We start from the raw sequence: 22,029 nt of genomic DNA, 5'->3' as shown, positions 1-22,029 counted from the left end.
CGCCATGCGCTGCCTGGTCATCGAAGACGAAGTCGACACGTCCCGCTACATCTGCAATGGCCTGCGCGAAGCCGGCCACGAAGTGGCCGCCTGCCGCGACAGCGCCGACGGCCTGAACCGCGCCATGACGGAGCCCTGGGACGTCATCATCCTCGACCGCATGCTGCCCAACGACGTCGATGGATTGTCCATCCTGACCACGCTGCGCGGCGTGGGCAAGACCACGCCGGTGCTGATCCTGAGCGCACTGGCCGGGCTGGACGAACGCGTGCGCGGCCTGCGCGGCGGCTGCGACGACTACCTCACCAAGCCGTTCGCGTTTTCCGAACTGGCGGCACGCGTCGATGCGCTGTACCGGCGGGCACGCGCGCGCGAGGACGTGCGCGAACTGCGCATCGCCAACCTGCGCGCCGACCTGACCAAGCGCACGGTCGAGCGCGACGGCAAGACCATCCTGCTGCAGCCGCGCGAGTTCCGGCTGCTGGTCTACCTGCTGATGAACCAGGAGCAGGTGGTCACGCGCACCATGCTGCTCGAGGCCGTCTGGGACTATCGCTTCGATCCGCAGACCAATGTGATCGACGTGCAGATCAGCCGGCTGCGCAACAAGATCGACAACGGCTTCTCGCCGCCGCTGATCCACACCGTGCGCGGCGTGGGCTACATGATTTCGGCGGCGCCGCGTTGAGCCCGGCCGGACTCGACTACCCCGGCCGCGAAAAAGGCCTGCTCGCGGACGCGCGGCGGCTCTGGCAGTCGGTGGCGTTCCGGCTGGCGCTGGGCTATGGCGTTTCAGTCGTGCTGTTCATGATGGTGCTGCTGTCGGTGCTGTACGTGCAGACCATCGGCGTCCTGCAGAACCGCATCGACCGCCAGCTCGTCTCGGCCTCCCATCGGATGCTCAGCCACTTCGAGGCCTACGGACCGGAGCGGCTGGCCGACGACATCACGGAGAACCTCACGGACGGCGTCAACTCCGATACCGAGATCTATCTGCTGGCGACGGCCTCGGGCAAGAAGATCGCCGGCAACATCGCGGTTTCCCGCGATCTGCTCAGGCCCACCTTCGGCATCACGGAAAAGCAGGTGTTGCGGGACGGCCGCCTGTCCTACAGCCGCTACCGGACCGAGCAACTGGCCGACGGCTCCATCCTGGTGGTGGGGCGCGACCTGCGCGACCAGCGCGATCTCGAGCAATTGGTGGGCAACGCGCTGATGGCCGCGGCGGTGGTCGCGGTGCTGCTGGCGGTGGTCGGCGCCGTCGTGTTCCGCGGCCAGCTGGAAAGCCGGGTCGGCGCGATCCGCCGCACCGCCGCCCAGATCGAGGCGGGCGACCTGACGCAGCGGATTCCGGTCTCGGGCAGGGACGACGAGTTCGCGCGCCTGAGCCACGACATCAACATGATGCTCGATCGCATCGAGATCCTGATGGACGGTGTGCGCCACGTCTCCAATACCATCGCCCACAACCTGCGCACGCCGCTCTCGCGCATCCGGGCCAAGCTCGAGGTCGCGAGCCGGCCGGGCACGGATCCGGCGCAGATGGCCCAGGCCACGGCCTTCGCCATCCGCGAGATCGAGGAACTGACCGTCGTCTTCGACAAGCTGCTGCAGATCGCCGAGGCCGAGTCCGGCGCGCGGCGCCAGGCGTTCCAGCCGGTGTCGCTGAATGACATCGTGGCCGACGTGGTCGAGCTGTACGAGCCGGTGGCCGAGGAAAAGCACGTCGAGTTGCAGGTGCACATGGCCGACGAGGCGGTGGCGCCCGGCGACAAGGACCTGCTGGCCAGCGCCATCGCCAACCTGGTGGACAACGCCATCAAGTACGCCGGCAGCCCGGCCCGCGTGATCGTCGGCACCCGGGCTACCGACGAGACCGTGTCGGTGGTGGTGCAGGACAACGGGCCGGGAATCCAGGCCATCGAACGTTCCAAGGTCGGTACGCGGTTCTTCCGCCTCAATCGCCGCGTTCCCGGCTACGGGCTGGGGCTGGCGAGCGTGACGGCCATTGCAAGCCTGCACCACGCCACGCTGCACCTGGACGACGCCGGGCCGGGCCTGATCGCCCGCATCGAACTGCCCCGCATGCGGTCAACATGACCAAACGGTAACCTTCCCGCCATGATGTTCCCCGGCCGCTCTGGCTAACATCGGCACGATCCGGTTCCGGGTTCGCCGTGGCTGGGCAGCGCCGCTGGCTGCCGTGCAAACCTTTCCGGACTGCAACATCGTGAAAGGGTATCCATGTCGCCGCGTTTTTCCGCTTTGCTCGTCGCCTGTTTCGTCGCGCTGTCGGCCTGTTCCGACAAACCCCAGCCAGCCGCGCCCGCCGTCCCGGAGGCGCAGGCCCCCGCGCTGCCGCCGGGGCAGGTCCGCATCAAGCCGGCCTCGCTGCAGTACATGGAGATCCAGGAGATGAGTACCGAGGGCGCCGCGCACGTGGTGTGGGCGCCCGCGCGGGTAGCGTTCCGCGAAGAGCAGGTCGCCAACGTGGTGGCGCCGGTGGCCGGCCGGATCCTGCAGATCCAGGCGCAGATCGGCGACGAGGTCAAGGCCGGCGCGCCGCTGGCCACGCTCTCCAGCCCCGATGCCTCGCGGATCCGCGCCGATTACGCCAACGCCCAGGTGGAATTGCGCGTTGCCCAAGCCGAGGCCAAGCGGCAGCGCACGATGGTCGAGAAAGGCATAGGCATCGAGGCCGAATTGCTGGTTGCCGAGGCCAAGCTGCAAGAGGCCCAGCACAATGTCGACGTGGCCGCGCGCGCCACCAGTTTCCTCGGCGGCGGCGGCAGCGACTCGCTGCTGCTGCGGGCGCCGCGCGCCGGCGTGGTGGTCAGCCGCAATACGACGCCGGGCGCATCGGTCGGCCCGGATGCCGGCGCCTTGTTCACCATCGGCGATCCGAACGCGTTGTGGATCAACGCGGACGTTTTCGAAAGCGACCTCAGCGCAATCGGCCAGGGGGCCGAGGTGCAAGTGGTGGTCCCTTCGCTCGACCGGCCGCTGGCGGGCAAGGTGGCGCGCGTCGGCTCCTCGCTCAATGCGCAGACCCGCCGCGGCCAGGTCTACATCACGCTGGACCAGGGCAATTCCAAGCTGCGCGCAGGCATGCTGGCGCGCGCGGGCATTCAGGCGCGCAGCGGCGAGGGCCTGTCCGTTCCCGTCAATGCGGTGCTGATCAAGGACGGCTCGCGCTCCATCGTCTTCGTCCAGGTGTCCGACACCGTGTTCGAGGCGCGCACCGTTGCGCTGGGCCAGCCGTCCAACGGCTATATCCCGGTGCTGTCCGGCCTCTCGGCCGGCGACAAAGTGGTGGTCAAGGGCGCGCTGCTGCTCGACGGCTCCGCCAACCAGCTGCTGTAAGGGGATCCGGCCATGCGTTCTCTCATCGCACTGGTGGTGCACCGCCGGCTGGTGGCGCTTGCCGCGACGCTGGTCATCGCCGCCTATGGCGTCTATGCCTACCTGAATACCGCCATCGAAGCCTATCCGGACGTCACCAACGTCCAGGTGGGCGTGATCTCGCTAGCCCCCGGGCTGGCGCCCGAGGAAGTCGAGCGGCAGGTGACTTTCCCGCTCGAGCGCGCGCTGAACGGCACGCCGGGGCTGGTCTCGCTGCGCTCGGAAAGCTATTTCGGCCTGTCGATGATCACCATGGTGTTCGACGACGACACCAAGAGCTTCGAGGCTCGGGTGCAGGTGACCCAGCGCCTGCCCGAGGCCGACTTGCCGGACGGCGTCACGCCCGAGATGGCGCCCGACAATACGCCGCTGGGCAAGATCTTCTACTACCGCCTCAACAGCGACCGCCATACGCTGGCCCAGCTGCGCTCCGAACAAGAATGGACGGTGGCGCGCGTGCTCAAGCAGATCCAGGGCGTGGCCGACGTGGTCAGCATGGGGGGCTTTGTCAAGGAGTTCCACATCGAGGTCGACCCGGCCAAGCTGGTGGCGCACAACCTGACGCTGGACCAGGTGGTCGAAGCCGTTTCCAAGTCCAACCAGAACGTCGGCGGCGGGCTGCTGCGGCGCGGAGAGCAGTCGCTGATCATCCGAGGCATCGGCCTGCTGCGCAATCCGCGCGACATCGAGACCATCGTGCTGGACGTGCACAACAACACGCCCGTGCGGATCAAGGACGTGGCGCGCGTGGTGCAGTCCTACACGCCGCGCCAGGGCTCGGTGGGCATGGACGACGAAGACGACATCGTCGAAGGCATCGTGCTGCTCAAGCGCGACCAGAACCCCAGCAAGGTGCTCGACCAGGTCCACAAGAAAGTGGACGACATCAACGAGCACATGCTGCCGGCCGGGATGCGCATCGAACCGAGCTACGACCGCTCGCACCTGGTCGGCCATACGCTGCATACCGTCTATCACAACCTGCTGTTCGGCGCCACGCTGATCATCGGCGTGCTGTGGCTGTTCCTGCGCAGCCTGCGCGGCTCGCTGATCGTGGCGGTGGTGATCCCGCTGTCGCTGCTGGTGGCGTTCATCGGCCTGCATTTCCTCGACATGCCGGCCAACCTGATCTCCATGGGGGCGATCGACTTCGGCATCATCGTCGATGGCGCGGTGGTGCTGACCGAGGCCATCATCCACAAGGCGCGCCTGCGCAAGCCGACCTCGCGCCGCGACATGTACGAATTGATCATCGAAGCGGCGCTGTCGGTGGCCCGGCCCACGCTGTTCGCGATGGCCATCGTGATCGCCGCGCTGATCCCGGTATTCTCGCTCGAGAGCATCGAAGGCCGCATCTTCCGTCCGCTGGCGCTGACCTATACCTTCGCGCTGGTCGGCGCGCTGGTGCTCGCGCTCACCTTGGTGCCGGCGCTGTGCGCGCTGCTGCTGCGCCCCAAGGACGTGGTGGCGCCCGAGCCCGCCGTGTTCCTGCGCATGCACCACGTCTATTCGACCTGGATCTCGCGCGTGCTGGAGACCGGCCGCAGCCGCGCCAGGGTGTTCGGCGTGGCCGTGGTGGTGCTGCTGCTGGCGGTCTACGCCGGCTCCAAGCTGGGCACCGAATTCCTGCCTGAACTGGACGAAGGCGATGCCTACGTGCTGGTGCAGATGCCGCCCTCGATCTCGCTGGAGAAAGGGCAGGAACTGCTGCGCACGATACGGATGCGCCTGAAGGCCGTGCCCGAGGCGATCAGCGTCACCAGCGAGCAAGGGCGTCCCGAGGACGGCACCGACAACGAGACCATCAACGTCGCCAAGGTGCTGGTGCGCCTGAAAGAGCGCGCGGAGTGGCGCAAGGGCCTGACCAAGGAGGCGCTGGTGACGGAAATGCGCAACTCGCTGGCGGACCTGCCCGGGGTGCAGTTCAACTTCGCCCAGCCCATACGCGACAGCGTGGAAGAGTCCACTTCCGGCGCGCGAGGCCACGTGGTGCTGAAGGTCTACGGCGCCGAGATCGAGACCATGCGGTCCATCCTGCAGCAGACCAAGTCGGCGGTGGGCAAGATCGAAGGCGTGCGCGACCTCGATCTGTACCGCGATGCGCCGGCGCCGCAATTGCACATCGAATTCAATCGCGATGCCTTGGCGCGCTATGGCATTTCCATGCAGAACGCCGATACCGCCATCGAAACCGCGCTGGCGGGCAAGGTCGTGACCACGGCCTGGGAGGGCGAGCGCAGCGTGCCGGTACGCGTGCGGCTGCCTTTCGCCGACCGCATGGACGAGGCGCGCATCCGCGAGATCCCGGTGGCCGCGCCCGACGGCACCTATCTGCCTTTGCATGCGTTGGCCGACATCAGCTTCAAGGTCGGCAACTCCTCCATCTTCCGCGAAGGCAACGCGCGCTACATGGCGCTCAAGTTCAACGTCGAAGGGCGCGACATGGGCTCGGTGGTCAAGGACGCCATCGCCGTGTTCAAGAAAGAGGTCAAGCTGCCCGAAGGCTACGTGGCGCAGTGGGGCGGGCAGTGGGAGAACCAGCAGCGCGCCTCGGCGCGGCTGAAGATCGTCGTGCCGCTGTCGCTGCTGGTGGTGTTCGTGCTGCTGTTCAGCGCCCTGGGCAGCGCGCGCAGCGCCGCCATCATTCTGCTGACGGCGCCTTTTGCCATGGTGGGCGGGATCATCGCGCTGCACCTGACGGACATCGACCTGTCCATCAGCGCGGCGATCGGCTTCATCGCCCTGCTCGGGCAGGTGGCGCTGGCCGGCCTGCTGGTGATCAGCGCGGTGGAGGCCCTGCGGCGCGAAGGGGTCGCATTGCTGCCCGCGCTGGTCGAAGGCGCGGCCGAACGCATGCGCTCCATCCTGATGGTGTCGCTGCTGGGCCTGATCGGCCTCTTGCCCATGGCCTTGTCCACCGGCGTGGGCAGCGAGACCCAGCGGCCCTTCGCCTCGGTGGTGGTGGGCGGGATGGCGGTGCTGCCGCTGGTGGCGCTGTTCGTGCTGCCGGTGCTCTACGCCTGGCTCGGCCCCAAGCGCCTGCTGACCGCCGAAGAGCGCGACGCGGCCATTTCGGAACAATGATCATGCGTAAGTATGTGTGCGTCCTGCTGATGGCGCTCGGCCTGCCCGCGGCGCAGGCGGCCGACGGGCCGCCGTCCGCGGTGCTGGCTTCGACGCTGGCCGCCGCGCAGGCTCCCGCCGCCGGCCCGGTACTGGGCAGCGAGGTGACGCTGCCGCAACTGCTGGAACTGGTCAGGAACAACAGCCCCGCGCTGCAGGCTGAACGTACCCAGGTGGCGATGGCCGAGGCCGATCTGATGACGGCCCAGACCTTCTCCAACCCCAGCATCGCCTACACCCACAAGCGCGGCGAACGGGAAACGACTATTTCGCAGGACCTGCCCATCTTCGGCCAGCGCGGCGCGCGCATAGACAGCGCCAGGAGCGGCGTCGACGCCGCCCGCGCCCAGTTGCGGCTGGTCTATGCCCAGGCCCTGCAGGATGCGGCGCGCGACTTCATGTCGCTGCTGGTGGCGCAGGAGCGCGAGAAGCGCTGGATCGATGCCAGGGACGACCTGGAGTCGGCCTTCCGCATCGTGCAGGGGCAGGTGCAGGCCGGCGCGCGCAGCCGCTACGACCTGACGCGGCTGGAGCTCGAACGCGCCTCGCTCGATGCCCAACTGGCCCGATCCCAGGCCGAGACCCTGCAGGCCGCGGCGCAGGTGGCGGCCGACGTCGGCGCGCCGGCCTGGCGGCCGCGGGCGGCCGGATCCATCGTGGCGCGCTGGGATGCGCTGAATTTCGACGCCATATGGCCGCAGGCGCAGAACCGCCTGCCGGTGGTGCGCGCCGCGCTGGCGCAGCAGGAGTTCGCGGAGAAGCAGCTCCAGGCCGAGAAGCGCCAGGCCTATCCGACCCCGACCTTCATGGTGGGACGGCTGAACAACAGCAATGACGGCCGCAGCACCGAGTACGGCGTATCGGTGGGCATTCCGCTGTTCGACCGCAACCAGGGCCCGATCGCGCGCGCCGCCGCCGAAGCCGACGGCATGCGCCTGCGCAGCCGCGCCATCGTGCTGGCCGCCGAGGGCGAGTTGCGCCGGGCCACCGAGCAGCTCAACCGGCGCCAGCAACTGGCCGAACGCTTCGAAAAAGAAGGTCTTTCCATGATCCCGCGCCTGCGGCAGATGGCGCAGGATTCCTACACGCTGGGCCGGGGCAGCATCCTGGAGCTGGTCGATGCGATCCAGGCCATCGCCGAGAAGAAGAACGCCTACCTGGACCTGATGGAAGCGGCGCTGCAGGCCGAAGTCGACGTGCGCATCGCTTCCGGGGAACTGGGAGCCGATCTGCTCGATTAGCGCGGCCCGGGCCTGTTGCCGGCCTGTCGCCTCAAGGGAGTCTCGCCATGCATCCTCCGGAGTGGTTCGCGATCCGCTCGCGCCACGGCGTGCCGGAGTTTCCGGTGCACCATGTGCGCGGCGGGACGTCGACGGGATTGATCGTCTGGGATGCGCTGGCGCCGTCCGATCCGCCGCTCAAGGAAGAATTGCTGCGCCTGTTGCTGGGGACGCCGAAGCGGCGTAGCGCGCCTGGCGAGCGTCCGTACACCGTCCCGGAGCACGGCTTGTCCGCGGGCAACCAGGTGTTCTTCGCCGACGTCGAGCCGGGGCCCGACGGGGCGCGCCTGATCGCCAAGCTGGCGCGGGTGCCGCGCGATACCGGGGACATCGAATGGGGCGCGGAGTGGGGCAGGCTGCCTGCGGCGCTGCCCTTGTGGGCGCTGGACATGGGCCTGGCGCCGCCCGGCCATACCGGCGCCTGGTCCATCGCGATCTGCAATGCCGACACCGGCCTCCTCGCTACGGGCCGGATATGGTGCCGGCCCGCGGGCGCGCTGACGGGCGCGGCCATGCCGGGGGTGGACGGCGAGTTTCCCCTGGTGGAGCTGGTCTTGCCCGAGCCCGGCGGTGCCGGTGCGACGCATCGATGCAATGCCCAGATCCTGATGAGCGGCTACGTGCCCTTGTATCAGGCCTCGCCGGCCCTGCGCGCCTGGTTCGGCGGCTGAAGCTGCCGAACCAGGGCGCGGACTCACTGTTTGCCGGTGCTGCCGAAGCCGCCGGCGCCGCGATCCGATGCGGCGAAATCCTCGACCACGTTGAAACGGACCTGCGCGACCGGCACGATGACCATCTGCGCCAGCCTGTCCAGCGGCTGCAGGGCGAAAGGCTCCTGGCCGCGGTTCCAGACCGAGACCATCAACTGGCCCTGGTAGTCGGAATCGATCAGCCCGACCAGGTTGCCCAATACGATGCCGTGTTTGTGGCCCAGGCCGGAGCGCGGCAGGATCATCGCGGCGTAGCCGGGGTCGGCGATGTGGATGGCCAGCCCGGTGGGCACCAGCACGGTCTGGCCGGGCGCGATGGCCAGCGGGGCATCCAGGCACGCGCGCAGGTCCAGGCCCGCCGAGCCGGGGGTGGCGTAGGCGGGGAGGCAGTCGCGCATGCGCGCATCGAGGATCTTCAGGTCTACGGAGTTCATGCGTTGCGGTGGGTCGATCGTTGATTGGCCGGCCGGGAGGCCGGCACGAAGGGCGGCAGCGTGACGCCGGGGATGGGCTGGGCGCCGCGCAGGGTCCGGCGGCCGCGCCGGAACAGCGCCCGGGCGACGAAGAACAGGATGATGGCGCGGACGATGTGGAACGGCTCGAGCGCATCGCCGTCAATGAGCACCGACGCGATGCTGGCGACCGTCAGCACGCCGAACAGCACGCCGAGCAGGATCTGGACGGTGCCTCGCACCGCGCTGCCGCCCTGGGCGGCCAGCGTGGCGTTCGAGGCCGGCTCGCTGACGCCGGCCGGCATGCTGGCCGAAGGCGGGGCCGGCGCCGTGGGCGCGGAGGGAATGCCAATGCCGGCGGAGTATTGCTGGCCCGGGCTGCGCGTATCTTTTTGCGCACCAGGTAGTCGCAGCGCCGGGCGGAAGCCGCCGGTGCCGGTTTTGAGCAGGCCTTGCGCTCCGGGAGTGCCGCTGCCGCGATTGACCATTTTGTCGATGTAGGCGGCGTAGTCGCCGTTGGGCGGTTCCGGGTCGAAAGGCATGGCGGTCTCCCTTGGAGTCGGTTACGGGCCGGGTTTGGCGGCGGGACTGGCCATGCGCTGGCCGATCGCCGCTACGAGCCGCCGCGCTGCCGCGAGCTTGGACTCGCGCGGCAGCGGGTGTTCGCCTGCATCGTCGTAGAGTACCAGCGCGGTGTCGTCCGCGCCCAGGGCTTCCTGCGCCAGGTTGCCCACCAGCAGCGGAATGCCCTTGCGCGCGCGCTTGGCCGCGGCATGCCGCGACAGGTCTTCGGTTTCGGCGGCGAAGCCCACGCAGTAGGGCGCGCCCGGCAGCGCGGCAACCGTGGCCAGGATGTCGGGGTTCTGCACGAACTCCAGCCCGGCCGGGGCGCCGGCGCTCTTCTTGAGCTTGCTGGAGCTGGTTTCCTTGACCCGCCAGTCCGCGACCGCCGCGACCGCGACGAATATCTCGGCGCCGGCCACCTCGGCGTTGACGGCGGCCAGCATGTCGCGCGCGGTGGTGACGTCGATGCGCCGCACGCCGCGCGGCGCGGCCAGCGCGGTCGGACCCGAGACCAGCGCGACCTGTGCGCCGGCTTCGCGGGCCGCGCGGGCGATCGCATAGCCCATCTTGCCCGACGACAGGTTGGTCAGCACGCGCACCGGGTCGATGGGTTCGGAGGTGGGGCCTGCGGTGATCAGCACGCGTTTGCCGGCCAGCACCTTGGGCTGGAAATGGGCGACCAGTTCGTCGAGGATCTCGTGGGGTTCGAGCATGCGCCCCGAGCCGACTTCGCCGCAGGCCTGGTCGCCTTCGGCGGGCCCGAGCAGCGTGATGCCGTCGGCGCGCAATTGCGCGGCATTGCGCTGCGTGGCCGGATTGGCCCACATCTCGCGGTTCATCGCCGGCGCCATCAGCAGCGGGCAGGCGCGCGCTACGCACAGCGTGGTGAGCAGGTCGTCGGCCAGACCATGCGCCACGCGGGCCATGAAGTCGGTGCTGGCCGGCACGATCAGAATGGCGTCGGCGCCGCGGCTCAGCGTAATGTGCGCCATGTTGTTCGGCACGCGCGCATCCCATTGGTCCACGTAGACCGGGCGGCCCGACAAGGCCTGCATGGTGACCGGCGTGATGAAGTGGGTGGCCGCTTCGGTCATGACCACGTCGATGGTGGCGCCGTGGTCCTGCATGCGGCGCACCAGCTCGGCGGTCTTGTAGGCGGCGATGCCGCCGGTCATGCCGACGACGATGCGCTTTCCGTGAAGTTCCTGCATGGCCGGGCGCTCCGGTGGCTACTTGCCGCGCCGTACGCGCAGCAGTTCATCGAGTATCAACAAGACCGCGCCGATCGTGATCGCGGTGTCGGCCAGATTGAAGGCGGGAAAGAACCAGTCGCCGTAGTACAGCAGCACGAAATCGATCACGTGGCCGTGGATGAAGCGGTCGATCACGTTGCCCAGCGCACCGCCCAGGATCAGGGTCAGGGCCCAGGCGAACAGCCTCTGGTGGCCGTGGCGCCACAGCAGCCGGACGATCACTGCCGATACGACCAGCGCCAGTATCGTGAAGAACCAGCGCTGCCAGCCGTCCGCGCCGGCCAGGAAGCTGAAGGCCGCGCCGCGGTTGTACAGTAGCGTCAGGTCCACGGAAGGCAGCAGCGCCAGCCGCTCGCCATAGGCGAACAGCCGGTCCACCGCGATCTTGGTGAGCTGGTCGGCGACGATGACCAGGCCGGCGATCAGCAGCCACGTCGACAGCCGGGAACGCGAGGCAGCGGCGCCCATCAGGCGAACTCGCGCGGCTCGCCCGTGCCCGCGAGATTGGCCACGCAGCGGCCGCAGATCTCGGGCTGCGCGGGGTCGGCGCCGACATCCTCGCGCCAGTGCCAGCAGCGCTCGCATTTATGGTGGCTGGACGGCGCGACCTCGATGCGCAACTCGCCGTCGGCGGCATGCAGGCCCGCGCGCGAGACGATCAGCACGAAGCGCAGGTCGTCGCCCAGGCTGGCCAGCAGCGCATGGTCGGCGGCAGGGGCGTAGATGTCGATCTCGGCCTGCAGCGAGGAGCCGATGCCGCCGGCCGCGCGGACCTCCTCCAGCTTGCGGGTGACCTCGCCGCGCAGGCCGCGGATGCGCGCCCACTTATCCAGCAGCGCGTCGGCGTCCTGCTGCAAAGGCAGGGTGTGGAAGACCTCGGTGAAGATGGTCGTCGCACCGGGCGACACCAGCGCCCACGCTTCCTCGGCGGTGAACGACAGGATGGGCGCCATCAGCTTGAGCAGGGCCTGGGTGACGTGCCACAGGGCCGTCTGCGCCGAGCGCCGCGCCACGCTGCCGGGCGCCGAGGTGTAGAGGCGGTCCTTCAGGATGTCGAGATAGAAGGCGCCGAGGTCTTCGGAGCAGAAGGTCTGCAGCCGCGCCGTGGCGGGGTGGAATTCATAGCGCTCGTACAGCGCGCCGATCTCGTCCTGCAGGCGCGCCGTCATGGCCAGCGCGTAGCGGTCGATCTCGAACATCTGCGCATCGCTTACTGCCTGGGTCGCGGCGTCGAAATCGCTCAGGTTGGCCAGGAGGAAGCGCAGCGTATTGCGGATGCGGCGGTAGGCCTCGACCACGCGCTTGAGGATTTCGTCGGAGATCGACAGCTCGCCCGAGTAGTCGGTGCTGGCGATCCACAGGCGCAGGATCTCGGCGCCCAGCGTGTCGGAGATCTTTTGCGGCGCCAGCGTATTGCCCAGCGACTTGCTCATCTTGCGGCCCTGGCCGTCCACCGTGAAGCCGTGGGTGAGCAGGCCCTTGTAGGGCGGCTCGCCGTTGAGCATGCAACTGGTCAGCAGCGAGGAATGGAACCAGCCGCGGTGCTGGTCCGAGCCTTCCAGGTACAGATCGGCCGGCCAGGCCGCGTCGGCGGCGTGCGAGCCGCGCAGCACGGTCTGGTGGGTGGTGCCGGAGTCGAACCACACGTCCAGCGTGTCGCGGTTCTTCTCGTACATGGAGGCCTCGTCGCCCAGCAGTTCGCGCGGGTCGAGCGTCTGCCAGGCCTCGATGCCGCCCTGCTCGATGCGCTGCGCGACCTGTTCGATCAGCTCGGGCGTGCGCGGGTGCAGCTCGCCGGTCTCCTTGTGCACGAAGAAGGCCATCGGCACGCCCCACTGGCGCTGGCGCGAGAGGGTCCAGTCCGGGCGGTTGGCGATCATGGCGTGCAGGCGCGCCTTGCCCCACGAGGGGTAGAAGCGGGTGGCCTCGATGCCTTGCAGCGCGCGTTCGCGCAGCGTGCCGCCGCCCTCGGCCGGCAGGATGTCCATGCCGGCGAACCATTGGCTGGTGGCGCGGTAGATGATGGCGGTCTTGTGGCGCCAGCAATGCATGTAGCTGTGGCGCAGCTTCTCGACCTTGAGCAGCGTGCCGGCTTCCTCCAGCGCGGCGACGATCCTGGGGTTGGCGTCCCAGATGGTCAGCCCGCCGAACAGCGGCAGCGTCGAGGCATAGCGGCCGTCGCCCATCACCGGGCTGATGATGTCGGCATCGGCCATGCCGTTGGATTTGCAGGAGATGAAGTCTTCGATGCCGTAGGCGGGCGCCGAATGGACAATGCCGGTGCCCGTGTCCAGCGTGACGTAGTCGCCCAGGTAGATGGGCGAGAGGCGGCCGTAGCCGGGATCCTTGCGGGCCAGCGGATGGTGGAAGGCGATGTGGTCCAGCGCCAGGCCCTTGCAGGTGGCGACGATCTCGCCTTCCAGGTCCCATTTCTGCAGGCAGGCCTCGACGCGCTCGCGCGCCAGGATCAGCAGCGTGCCCCAGGCCTGCGGCGTGTTCACGCGCACCAGGGCGTAATCGATTTCGGGATGGACGTTGAGCGCCTGGTTGGACGGGATGGTCCACGGCGTGGTCGTCCAGATGACGATGGCGCCCTCGCCGTCGATCGCGGGCAGGCCGAAGGCCTTGGCCAGCGCGGGCTTGTCGGCGAAGGGGAAGGCCACGTCGATGGCCGGGTCGGTGCGGTCGGCGTACTCGACCTCGGCCTCGGCCAGCGCCGAACCGCAATCGAAGCACCAGTTCACCGGCTTCAGGCCGCGGAACACGAAGCCTTTTTCAAGAATGCTGCCCAGCGCGCGCAGCTCGTCGGCCTCGTTGCGCGGGTTCATCGTCAGATAGGGGTTGTCCCAGTCGCCCAGCACGCCCAGGCGCTTGAAGTCCTTCATCTGCCGGGCCACCTGCTCGGTGGCGTAGGCGCGCGCCTTGGCCTGCACCTCGGCCACCGGCAAGCCCTTGCCGTATTTCTTCTCGATCTGGATCTCGATCGGCATGCCGTGGCAATCCCAGCCCGGCACGTAAGGCGCATCGAAGCCGGCCAGCGTGCGGCTCTTGACGATGATGTCCTTCAGGATCTTGTTGACCGCGTGGCCCAGGTGGATGTCGCCGTTGGCGTAGGGCGGGCCGTCGTGCAGCACGAAACGCGGACGGCCCTGCCTGGCGGCGCGGATCGCCTGGTAGACGCGCTTCTCCTCCCAAGCCGCGACCCAGCCGGGCTCGCGCTTGGCCAGATCGCCGCGCATCGGGAAAGGGGTATCGGGAAGGTTGAGGGTTTTCTTGTAGTCCATCTGGGGCTCTCCCCCTACGCGCAGATGCGCGCCCGCCAGGGGGGCGGCGCCGGCGGACCGGCAAAGCCGGATCCGCGGCGCCCTGGGGACGCGCGCGTCAGCGCGCAGGGGGGTAAAAAAAGTTACGGGCCTGGCGCGCGTCGTCCTCGATCGCCGCCTGCAGGGTCGGCAGATCGACGAATTTTTCTTCGTCGCGCAGTTTTTTCAGGAATTCCACTTGCACCAGTTTACCGTAAGCGTTGTCGCTGAAATCGAACATATGGACTTCCAGCAGCACGCGGCCGCTGTCGTCCACGGTCGGGCGCACGCCCAGGCTGGCGACCCCGGGCAGGGCCTGGTCGGCCAGGCCGCGGACCTGGACCACGAAGATGCCGGACAGCGCCGGGCAGCGGCGCGATACGCGCAGGTTCAGGGTAGGGAAGCCGAGCGTGCGGCCCAGCTTCTGGCCATGGATGACGTGGCCGCTGACGCTATAGGGATGGCCCAGCAGTTCGGCCGCGCGGTCCAGCTCGCCCACCGCGAGCGCGGTGCGGATGGCCGAGCTGGAGACGCGCTGGCCGTTGTCGGACACCGTATCCATGGATTCGACTTCGAAGCCATGCCGGGCAGCGTTGGCGCGCAGCAGCTCGATATCGCCGGCGCGCTGGGCGCCGAAACGGAAATCGTCGCCCACCAGCAGCCAGCGCACGTGCAGCCCTTCCAGCAGCAGCTTGTCGATGAACTCCTGGGCCGGCATCGAGGCCAGGCGCTGATTGAAGCGTTCGACCACGACGTGCTGCATGCCGTGGCGGGCCAGCGCGCAGAGTTCGTCGCGCAGCCCGGCAATGCGCGTGGGCGCGAGTTCGGGGCGCTTGTGCAGCTCGGCGAAGAATTCCCGGGGGTGGGGCTCGAAAGTCATCACCGTGGGCACCAGCCCGCGTTCGGCGGCGACGTTGCGCACGCGCGCCAGGATGGCCTGGTGGCCGCGGTGCACGCCGTCGAAGTTGCCGATCGCCAGTGCGCACGGGCGGCGCAGCTCGGGCGGCGGCAGGCCATGCATTATATGCGCCACCCATCTTCCCTCGGCGCAGGCCGGCCTTGCCGCGTGGACGGCAGGGCGGACCCGCACGCCCGTACGGTCATTCCACCTTGATGTTCGCCGCCTTGACGATGGTCTGATATTTGGCGGTTTCGGCATCGATCCGCGCCCCGAGTTCCGCGGGCGTGGAGGACTGCACCTGCAATCCCTGCTCGGCCATCTGGCCGACCAGTTGAGGGGCGCGCGTCGCCTTGGCGATCTGGGCCGAGAGCTCCTGCAGAACGGCCGGCGCCAGGCCGGCGGGCGCCCAGAGCCCGTACCAGGAAACCATATCGAACCCCGGCAGCCCCGATTCGGCGACCGTGGGGATGCCGGGCAGTTGCGGCACGCGCCGCTCGCCGGTCACGGCCAGGGCCTTGAGCTTGCCGCCGCGCACCATGGGCAATAGCGCGGGCATGGCTTCGATGCCCGCCGCGACGTGGTTGCCGGCGACGTCGTTGAGCATGGGCGCGGTGCCTTTGTAAGGGACGACCAGGAAATCCAGCCTGGCGTCGCGCTTGACGGCTTCCTCCGCGAGGTGGCCGAGCGCGCCCACGGCCGGCGCGCCGAGCGAATACCGGCCGGGCTGCTTGCGCAGCAGCTCGACGAAGCCGGCGAAATTCTGCGCGGGCAGGGATGGGTGCGCCACCACGAGCATGGGGGTCGAGCCCAGGAAGGACACCGGAGTGAAGTCCTTGCGCACGTCATACGGACTGGCCGGGGTGATGAGCGGATTGATCACGAAGGTCGTGGCCTGCAGCAGCAGCGTGTAGCCGTCGGGCGGGGACTGCGCCACGTGCTCGCTGCCGATGACGCCGCTCGCGCCGGCGCGGTTGTCCACGATGAAGGATTGGCCGGTCTGGCCCGCCAGTTGTTGCGCAAGCAGTCTCGCGAGCTGGTCCACCGTGCCGCCCGGAGGATAGGGGACGACGATGCGTACAGGTTTGTCGGGGTAGCTCGCCGCATGGGCCGGCATGCCGCCGGCAAGCGTGAAGAGCAAGGCCAGGATCCAGATCGCGAAGCGTTCCATGTGTGCCGCCTGTTCAGGTTGACGAGTGGGAAGCTGTGGACCTTCTGTTGACGGCCATTGTCTGGCAATGCTGGTTTCAGGTCAATGTTTTATTGTAATTTGCAATTTTTATTGAGATTTCTCGTGTGAATTAATGGAAGTAAAGTGCCGTATTTATTTGATATTTATAGGATTTTTAATTTCCTCCATGATCATGGTTGGATATAATTAAAATTGTAGAATACAAATTAATTGCTTGCTATGATCGGGCTTGTACGGCGCGGATTCCCGCGCCGCCTCTACCATGGAGTATCGATCGTGGCACTCGAGCTTTCCGCTTTGGCAACGCGGCACTACACCACCATGGTGGTGCCGTGGAATCGCGACGGTGAACTGGACGAGGCGGCGCTGCGCCGGCTCGTGCGCTATTTCGCGGCGCATCCGCGGTTCCGCGAGCGGGGCGGCATCATCGCCAACCCCGACGCGGGCGAAATCTACTACCTCAGTTCGGCGGAAAAGCGCCGGGTGCTGGAGATCACGCTGGAGGAAGCGGGCGGCGTCATGCCCGTCATCGCGGGCGTGTTCGACATGACCACCGCCGGCTGCGTGCGGGAAGCGCGGATCGCGAAGGAGTGCGGCGCGGACGGCGTTTTCCTGATGCCGCCCATCGGCACCGGCGACCTCCTCATCAGCTGGGATCCGGTGCGCTATCCGGAGTACTGGCTGGACCAGATCGAAGCCGTCGACGCCGCCGTGGGCATGCCCATCATCACCCACCCCGTCACCGCGCGCTCGCCGCAGTGGGGCATCGGCATACCGGGCGAGACCGCGCAGCTGATCTGCGAGCGCGTGCCCAACGTGATCGGTTGGAAGATGACCTACAACTACGAGGGCATGCGCCGCATGTGGCGCATGCTGCGCAGCCTGGAACGGCCCGTCGCCATCATGGCCGCTTCCGGGCATCTCTTCCACGAGTTCCTGTCGCACGACCTGCTGGACGGGTCGGTATCGGGCTCATGGAACTATGCCCTGGAGCCCATGATGCAGCACATCGATTGCCACCAGGCGGGCGACCTGGACGGCGCGCGGCAAATATGGCGCGAAGGCGGCCTGCTGGCGCTGCACGAATACATCTACTCGGACTATGCGCGCCTGCACCTGCGGTACAAGCTGGCGACGTGGCTGCACGGCGTCATCCCGCATTACCGCATGCGCCCGCCGCTGCCGCGTCCCAAACAGGCCGAGATCGATACGATCCTGCGCTTGCTCAAGACCTGCGACATGCAGACCATCGATGCGGCGCAGGCCGTGGTCGAGGGCTGAGGCCCGGCGGCGCCCGCGCGCCCGTCAGCCCGCCGCGCCGGGCGGGCCGCGCCTGGTGCGCGGCGCGGCGCGCTTGGCTGGCTCCGCCGGCGGAGCCTGATGCGCCTCCAGCGAGGCGCGCACCGCATGGTAGGCGTCGAGCCGTTCGTCCAGGCTGTTGAGCATCATGAAGAAGCGGGCGACTTCGCGCGGCTTGTAGCCGGCTAGCGCGCTGGCCTGGACCCGGTCGAGCTCGGCGGCCACGAGCCGGTAGACGCGCGTGCCTTCGTCCGACAGCTGGAGTATCGCCAGGCGCTTGTCCTGCGCCTGCGCCACGCGTTCCACCAGGCCGCGTTTTTCCAGGTCCTGCGCGGCGCGGGAAATGAATGCCCGGTCGAACGTCACCCAGCCGGCCAGGTCGGCCATGCGCGCCGGCTGGAATTTGGCGATGATCGCCAGCAGCTTCCACTGGTTGACGTTCAATTCGGCATGCTGCTTGCAGATGCGCTCCATGACGCGCCGTATCGACGCATGCGTCCGCGCGATCTGGTAGGTCAGGGAGGCTTCCAGCCTGGTTTCGTTCCACGCCTGCGTCATGAAATGGGGGCGGATAGGGGTGCCGGGAAAATAGCCACGTATCGTAGAGGATTCTCGATGCGCTGACGAGTTTGGGCAGCGCATCGCGCAGGCTTGCCACGCGGCGAACGGCGCGGCCCCGATGATACAATCCGCCGGTGAAACCATCTCTATTTTCCCCGGCCCGCCGGTGCCGGTTCGTCATCCTCATTTCCGGCCGCGGCAGCAATATGCAATCCATCGTCCAGGCCTGCCGCGAGCAGGCGTGGCCGGCGGAGATCGCCGCCGTGATCGCCAACCGCGCCCAGGCCTCCGGGCTCGAGTGGGCGGCCGCGCAGGACATTCCCACCGCCGTCGTTTCCCACCGCGATTATCCCGACCGGGCCGCGTTCGACGCCGAACTGGCGCGCGTGATCGACACCTACGAACCCGACTACGTGCTGCTTGCCGGTTTCATGCGTATTCTCACCGAGAGGTTCGTGCAGCGCTACGCGGGCCGCCTCGTCAACATCCATCCTTCGCTGCTGCCGCTGTTCCCGGGCCTGGCTACGCACAGGCAGGCGCTTGAGGCCGGCGTGCAGGTGCACGGCTGCACCGTGCACTTCGTGACGCCGGTGCTCGACCATGGGCCGGTGATCGCGCAGGGCGTGGTGCCGGTGCGCGAAGGCGATACCGAAGAGGCCCTGGCCGAGCGGGTGCTGGCGGTGGAACATGTGGTGTACCCTGCCGTGGCGGCGTGGCTGGCGCAGGGCAGGGCGGCGCTGGACGCGCACGGCCGGGTCGCGGTGCAAGACGTGGCCAGCCGCGCATTCGGCTTGTCCACGGACGGCGCGGCACAGCAATACGGAGGCAAAGATGGCATCTGAACGGTCTGGTTCGTCTCGCGCGCGGCGCCCCGAGCGCGGCGATGGCGCACCCCGCGATGGCGCGCCGCGCGCCGCCACTCGCCGTGCCCCGGGCGGCCAGCGGCCCGCCGACCGGCCGGCGGTGCCGCCCATGGCGGGCCGCATCGAGCAGGTTCGCTCCGCGCTGGGCGAGATCCTGCAATGGTCGGGCCCGGCCGACCAGGTGCTGTCGCGCTGGTTCCGCGACCATCCCAAGGTGGGCGGGCGAGACCGCGGCGCGGTGGCCGAGTCGGTCTACGACGTGCTGCGCAACCTGCGCCGCTATCGCCAGATCGCCGAAGGCGGCCGCGGCGCCGCCACGCGCCGCCTGGCCATCCTGGGGCTGGCCTCCAGGCTCGGCATCGACGAAGTGCTGCCCGTGCTCGACGGCGACGAAGCCGACTGGCTGCGGCGCGTGCAGTCCATCTCGGATGCCGCGCTGGCGCGCGAGGTCAGGCTCAGCATTCCCGATTGGCTGTCGGAAGCCCTGGCCATCGAGGAGGACACCGACAGCCTGCTGGAAGCATTGAATCAGGCCGCCCCGCTCGACATCCGGGTCAACCCGCTCAAGGTCGAGCGCGATACCGTGCTGGCCGAGCTGCAGGCCAGCCTGCCGCAGGCGCAGCCGCAAGCCACCCCGTATTCGCCCTTCGGCATTCGCCTGCAGGGGCGCCCCGCGCTGACGCGCTGGTTCCGTTTCGAGGACGGCAGCATCGAGGTCCAGGACGAGGGCAGCCAGTTGCTGGCGCTGCTGGTCGGCCCCAAGCGCGGCGAAATGGTGATCGATTTCTGCGCCGGCGCCGGCGGCAAGACGCTGCTGCTGGGCGCGCTGATGCGCTCGACCGGCCGGCTGTACGCACTGGACGTCTCGCACGCCCGCCTGGCCCGGTTCAAGCCGCGCCTGGCCCGCAGCGGCCTGTCCAACGTGGTGCCGGTGGTCATCGCCAACGAGAACGACGCCCGCGTCAAGCGCCTGGCGCGCAAGGCGCACCGGGTGCTGGTGGACGCGCCTTGCAGCGGCACCGGCACCTTGCGCCGCAATCCCGACCTGAAATGGCGCCAGAGCCCGGAGAGTGTGTCCGACCTGTGCGCGCTCCAGCGCAGCATCCTGGCCTCGGCCGCGCGCTGCGTGGCGCCGGGCGGCCGGCTGGTCTACGCCACCTGCAGCATCCTGCGGGTGGAGAACGAGAACCAGATCGAGTCCTTCCTGGCCGAGCATCCCGAGTTCGAATTGTTGTCCGCGCCCGACATCCTGGCGGACCGCGCCGGCGCGTTGGGCCTGTCCGGCCCCTACCTGAAGCTGCGGACCGACGTCCATGGCACCGACGGCTTTTTCGCCGCGGTCCTGCAGCGGCGCCAGGGCCCGGCCGCTGCCGCCCAGGCCGAGGCTGCCGCGGAAGTGTTCGAGGACGAGGGCGGCCTGGCTGCGGCCGATCCGGATCTTGCGTCGCCGGGCGAGCCGGTGGACCGCCTGCCGGGCGACGCGGCGCAGGACGCCGGACCGGAAGAAGAAAGTGCGGCATAACCCTTTTTATGCTAGGGTTATCCCCCTTCTGGAAAAATATCGCCCCGCCCCAAGATTCAGGTTATTGTGACGGGTGCAGAAATGGCCGGCTTTCCGGCCATTCGTCCGCATAGTGCCGGCGTGCTTCGTGTTCCATCCAGGAACTCCAGTGCCGGCTACGCCTCTAAGGATCCTGGTCCGGCGCCGCCGGCCCGGTCGATCGCCGGCGGGGCGTTCGTGATTGGTGATCGGGGTACATGCCCCATGTGTCGGCTTCGGCCGGCCTGCCTGTGAGGTGTTATGGATTTTCTGCTTTCCTTCCTGTCCAACGGCCTGCTCGACGCTTCGTGGTGGCAGATCGTCGCCTTTACGCTGGTAACGACCCACCTTACCATCCTGGCGGTCACGATCTACCTGCACCGCAGCCAGGCCCACCGCGGTCTGGATCTGCATCCCGCCATCGCCCACTTCTTCCGTTTGTGGCTGTGGCTGACCACCGGCATGGTCACCAAGGAATGGGTCGCGATCCATCGCAAGCACCACGCCCGCTGCGAACGCGAGGGCGATCCGCATTCGCCCATGGTCTACGGCATCGGCAAGGTGTTCTTCCAGGGCGCCGAACTGTACCGCGAAGAAGCCACCAACCAGGAAACCCTGCAGAAATTCGGCCACGGCACGCCCAACGACTGGGTCGAGCGCAACGTCTACTCGCGCTTCGGCTGGCAGGGCGTAGGCCTGATGATGATCATCGACGTCGCGCTGTTCGGCGCCGTCGGCCTGACCGTCTGGGCCGTGCAGATGATCTGGATCCCGTTCTGGGCCGCCGGCGTGGTCAACGGCATCGGCCACTTCTGGGGCTACCGCAACTTCGCCAGCCCCGACGCCAGCCGCAATGTCTTCCCCTGGGGCATCATCATCGGCGGTGAAGAACTGCACAACAACCACCACGCCTACGCCTCCTCGGCGCGCTTCTCCAACAAGTGGTACGAATTCGACATCGGCTGGGGCTACATCCGGGCCATGGAAATACTCGGCCTGGCCAAGGTCAAGAAAGTCGCGCCCAAAGTGCGGCTGGCCCACGGCAAGCCGGTGGTCGACCTGGAAACCCTCCAGGCCGTCATCACCCACCGCTACGAAATCATGGCGCGCTACGCCGACCTGATCAAGCACGCCTGCCGCGACGAACTCTCACGTCTGAAAGCCGCGCAGTCGCGCGGCCAATCCAAGCTGCTGCGCCGCGCGCACCGCCTGCTGCACCGCGCCGACGACGCCACGCTGCCGCCGGCCCACCGCTCCGAACTGGACAGCGTCCTGGCCGACCACCGCTCCCTGGCCGTTCTGGTCGAAATGCGGCGCGAGTTGATTGCGATCTGGGAGCGCTCTAGCGCGTCCAGCGAGCAACTGCTGCGTGACTTGCAGGATTGGTGCAATCGTGCCCAGCAGAGCGGGATTGCGAGGTTGGAGGAGTTCTCGGCCCGGCTGCGGAGTTATGCGGCTTGAGTTGTGAGAACGGATGAGAGAGGCGCCTGCGTGAACTGACCCCAAGAAGTTGGACAGTTAAAAGCTAAGCGGCGAAGGCCTGAGTTCGGTACTGCACCGGGCTCAGGCCTTTTAGCTTGAGCTTGATGC

The 22,029-nt window shown here is 68.1% G+C and carries 18 protein-coding genes; 10 read left to right on the top strand and 8 right to left on the bottom strand.

All coding sequences use genetic code 11. From position 1 onward, the window contains the following. Positions 1-4 precede the first annotated feature (4 nt). From PIGHUM_RS16870 to PIGHUM_RS16845, 6 genes are all read left to right on the top strand, one after another. Complete coding sequence (locus PIGHUM_RS16870; protein WP_124080743.1) at positions 5-688, top strand: response regulator transcription factor; 684 nt, start codon at positions 5-7, stop codon at positions 686-688. After that, positions 685-2,100, top strand: coding sequence for a sensor histidine kinase (locus PIGHUM_RS16865; RefSeq protein ID WP_246013268.1), 1,416 nt, complete (start codon positions 685-687; stop codon positions 2,098-2,100). Before PIGHUM_RS16870 ends, PIGHUM_RS16865 begins: the two co-directional genes overlap by 4 nt. A 144-nt stretch (positions 2,101-2,244) precedes the next feature. Next, positions 2,245-3,363: an efflux RND transporter periplasmic adaptor subunit gene (locus tag PIGHUM_RS16860; RefSeq protein ID WP_124080742.1), complete on the top strand. Its 1,119-nt coding sequence runs from the start codon at positions 2,245-2,247 to the stop codon at positions 3,361-3,363. Between the two features lie 12 nt (positions 3,364-3,375). Next, complete coding sequence (locus PIGHUM_RS16855) at positions 3,376-6,486, top strand: efflux RND transporter permease subunit (RefSeq protein WP_124080741.1); 3,111 nt, start codon at positions 3,376-3,378, stop codon at positions 6,484-6,486. A 2-nt stretch (positions 6,487-6,488) separates the two neighbouring features. Beyond that, positions 6,489-7,766 (top strand): TolC family protein, encoded by a 1,278-nt coding sequence (locus PIGHUM_RS16850; RefSeq protein WP_160142325.1) that lies wholly within the window; start codon positions 6,489-6,491, stop codon positions 7,764-7,766. A 47-nt stretch (positions 7,767-7,813) separates the two neighbouring features. Continuing rightward, positions 7,814-8,476 (top strand): hypothetical protein, encoded by a 663-nt coding sequence (locus PIGHUM_RS16845; protein WP_124080739.1) that lies wholly within the window; start codon positions 7,814-7,816, stop codon positions 8,474-8,476. A gap of 23 nt (positions 8,477-8,499) precedes the next feature. Here the strand turns inward: PIGHUM_RS16845 and dut are convergent, their stop codons facing one another. From dut to PIGHUM_RS16810, 7 genes are all read right to left on the bottom strand, one after another. Then, positions 8,500-8,949 carry a dUTP diphosphatase gene (gene dut, locus PIGHUM_RS16840; protein ID WP_124080738.1) on the bottom strand — a complete coding sequence of 150 codons (450 nt, stop codon included), beginning with the start codon at positions 8,947-8,949 and terminating at the stop codon, positions 8,500-8,502. Further along, positions 8,946-9,509: a hypothetical protein gene (locus tag PIGHUM_RS16835; RefSeq protein ID WP_124080737.1), complete on the bottom strand. Its 564-nt coding sequence runs from the start codon at positions 9,507-9,509 to the stop codon at positions 8,946-8,948. The genes dut and PIGHUM_RS16835 overlap by 4 nt, the downstream gene beginning before the upstream one ends. A gap of 21 nt (positions 9,510-9,530) precedes the next feature. Then, on the bottom strand, positions 9,531-10,742 hold the full coding sequence (gene coaBC, locus PIGHUM_RS16830) for a bifunctional phosphopantothenoylcysteine decarboxylase/phosphopantothenate--cysteine ligase CoaBC (RefSeq protein WP_124080736.1): 1,212 nt from the start codon (positions 10,740-10,742) through the stop codon (positions 9,531-9,533). Positions 10,743-10,760: 18 nt separating this feature from the next. Beyond that, the gene (gene lspA / locus PIGHUM_RS16825; protein WP_124080962.1) at positions 10,761-11,255 is read right to left on the bottom strand and encodes a signal peptidase II; all 495 of its coding nucleotides are present in this window, start codon (positions 11,253-11,255) and stop codon (positions 10,761-10,763) included. Further along, positions 11,252-14,068 carry an isoleucine--tRNA ligase gene (gene ileS, locus PIGHUM_RS16820; RefSeq protein ID WP_124080735.1) on the bottom strand — a complete coding sequence of 939 codons (2,817 nt, stop codon included), beginning with the start codon at positions 14,066-14,068 and terminating at the stop codon, positions 11,252-11,254. Before ileS ends, lspA begins: the two co-directional genes overlap by 4 nt. Positions 14,069-14,165: 97 nt before the next feature. Further along, positions 14,166-15,107 carry a bifunctional riboflavin kinase/FAD synthetase gene (locus tag PIGHUM_RS16815; protein ID WP_124080960.1) on the bottom strand — a complete coding sequence of 314 codons (942 nt, stop codon included), beginning with the start codon at positions 15,105-15,107 and terminating at the stop codon, positions 14,166-14,168. A gap of 79 nt (positions 15,108-15,186) precedes the next feature. Next, positions 15,187-16,155 (bottom strand): Bug family tripartite tricarboxylate transporter substrate binding protein, encoded by a 969-nt coding sequence (locus tag PIGHUM_RS16810; protein WP_124080734.1) that lies wholly within the window; start codon positions 16,153-16,155, stop codon positions 15,187-15,189. Between the two features lie 297 nt (positions 16,156-16,452). Between PIGHUM_RS16810 and PIGHUM_RS16805 the strand changes: the two genes are divergently transcribed. Next, positions 16,453-17,457, top strand: coding sequence for a dihydrodipicolinate synthase family protein (locus tag PIGHUM_RS16805; protein WP_246013266.1), 1,005 nt, complete (start codon positions 16,453-16,455; stop codon positions 17,455-17,457). 24 nt (positions 17,458-17,481) lie between these two features. Here PIGHUM_RS16805 and PIGHUM_RS16800 read toward each other — a convergent pair whose 3' ends face one another. After that, a complete protein-coding gene (locus PIGHUM_RS16800) occupies positions 17,482-18,033 on the bottom strand; it encodes a MarR family winged helix-turn-helix transcriptional regulator (RefSeq protein WP_160142324.1) in 552 nt (183 codons plus the stop codon). A gap of 137 nt (positions 18,034-18,170) precedes the next feature. On the opposite strand from PIGHUM_RS16800, the gene purN reads away from it, so the two are divergent. The 3 genes from purN to PIGHUM_RS16785 all read left to right on the top strand — a co-directional run bounded on the left by purN (position 18,171) and on the right by PIGHUM_RS16785 (position 21,900). After that, positions 18,171-18,878 carry a phosphoribosylglycinamide formyltransferase gene (gene purN, locus PIGHUM_RS16795; protein ID WP_124080731.1) on the top strand — a complete coding sequence of 236 codons (708 nt, stop codon included), beginning with the start codon at positions 18,171-18,173 and terminating at the stop codon, positions 18,876-18,878. A gap of 130 nt (positions 18,879-19,008) precedes the next feature. Continuing rightward, positions 19,009-20,421 (top strand): RsmB/NOP family class I SAM-dependent RNA methyltransferase, encoded by a 1,413-nt coding sequence (locus PIGHUM_RS16790; protein WP_246013283.1) that lies wholly within the window; start codon positions 19,009-19,011, stop codon positions 20,419-20,421. 279 nt (positions 20,422-20,700) lie between these two features. Continuing rightward, the gene (locus PIGHUM_RS16785) at positions 20,701-21,900 is read left to right on the top strand and encodes a DesA family fatty acid desaturase (protein ID WP_124080729.1); all 1,200 of its coding nucleotides are present in this window, start codon (positions 20,701-20,703) and stop codon (positions 21,898-21,900) included. The last annotated feature ends 129 nt before the right edge of the window (positions 21,901-22,029 follow it).

The organism is Pigmentiphaga humi (assembly GCF_900606115.1).
Classification (GTDB): domain Bacteria; phylum Pseudomonadota; class Gammaproteobacteria; order Burkholderiales; family Burkholderiaceae_B; genus Pigmentiphaga; species Pigmentiphaga humi.
The sequence above is the reverse complement of the archived record's forward strand: the minus strand, read 5'-3'. Positions and strand labels throughout refer to the sequence as shown.

Excerpts from the sequence above, each read along its gene's own strand:
- ileS (WP_124080735.1), bottom strand. The coding sequence starts at position 14,068 with ATGGACTACAAGAAAACCCTCAACCTTCCCGATACCCCTTTCCCGATG.
- PIGHUM_RS16850 (WP_160142325.1), top strand. The coding sequence starts at position 6,489 with ATGCGTAAGTATGTGTGCGTCCTGCTGATGGCGCTCGGCCTGCCCGCG.
- PIGHUM_RS16785 (WP_124080729.1), top strand. The coding sequence starts at position 20,701 with ATGGATTTTCTGCTTTCCTTCCTGTCCAACGGCCTGCTCGACGCTTCG.
- PIGHUM_RS16860 (WP_124080742.1), top strand. The coding sequence starts at position 2,245 with ATGTCGCCGCGTTTTTCCGCTTTGCTCGTCGCCTGTTTCGTCGCGCTG.
- PIGHUM_RS16800 (WP_160142324.1), bottom strand. The coding sequence starts at position 18,033 with ATGACGCAGGCGTGGAACGAAACCAGGCTGGAAGCCTCCCTGACCTAC.
- PIGHUM_RS16845 (WP_124080739.1), top strand. The coding sequence starts at position 7,814 with ATGCATCCTCCGGAGTGGTTCGCGATCCGCTCGCGCCACGGCGTGCCG.
- PIGHUM_RS16810 (WP_124080734.1), bottom strand. The coding sequence starts at position 16,155 with ATGGAACGCTTCGCGATCTGGATCCTGGCCTTGCTCTTCACGCTTGCC.
- PIGHUM_RS16815 (WP_124080960.1), bottom strand. The coding sequence starts at position 15,107 with ATGCATGGCCTGCCGCCGCCCGAGCTGCGCCGCCCGTGCGCACTGGCG.
- dut (WP_124080738.1), bottom strand. The coding sequence starts at position 8,949 with ATGAACTCCGTAGACCTGAAGATCCTCGATGCGCGCATGCGCGACTGC.
- PIGHUM_RS16790 (WP_246013283.1), top strand. The coding sequence starts at position 19,009 with ATGGCGGGCCGCATCGAGCAGGTTCGCTCCGCGCTGGGCGAGATCCTG.
- coaBC (WP_124080736.1), bottom strand. The coding sequence starts at position 10,742 with ATGCAGGAACTTCACGGAAAGCGCATCGTCGTCGGCATGACCGGCGGC.
- PIGHUM_RS16870 (WP_124080743.1), top strand. The coding sequence starts at position 5 with ATGCGCTGCCTGGTCATCGAAGACGAAGTCGACACGTCCCGCTACATC.
- PIGHUM_RS16835 (WP_124080737.1), bottom strand. The coding sequence starts at position 9,509 with ATGCCTTTCGACCCGGAACCGCCCAACGGCGACTACGCCGCCTACATC.
- PIGHUM_RS16855 (WP_124080741.1), top strand. The coding sequence starts at position 3,376 with ATGCGTTCTCTCATCGCACTGGTGGTGCACCGCCGGCTGGTGGCGCTT.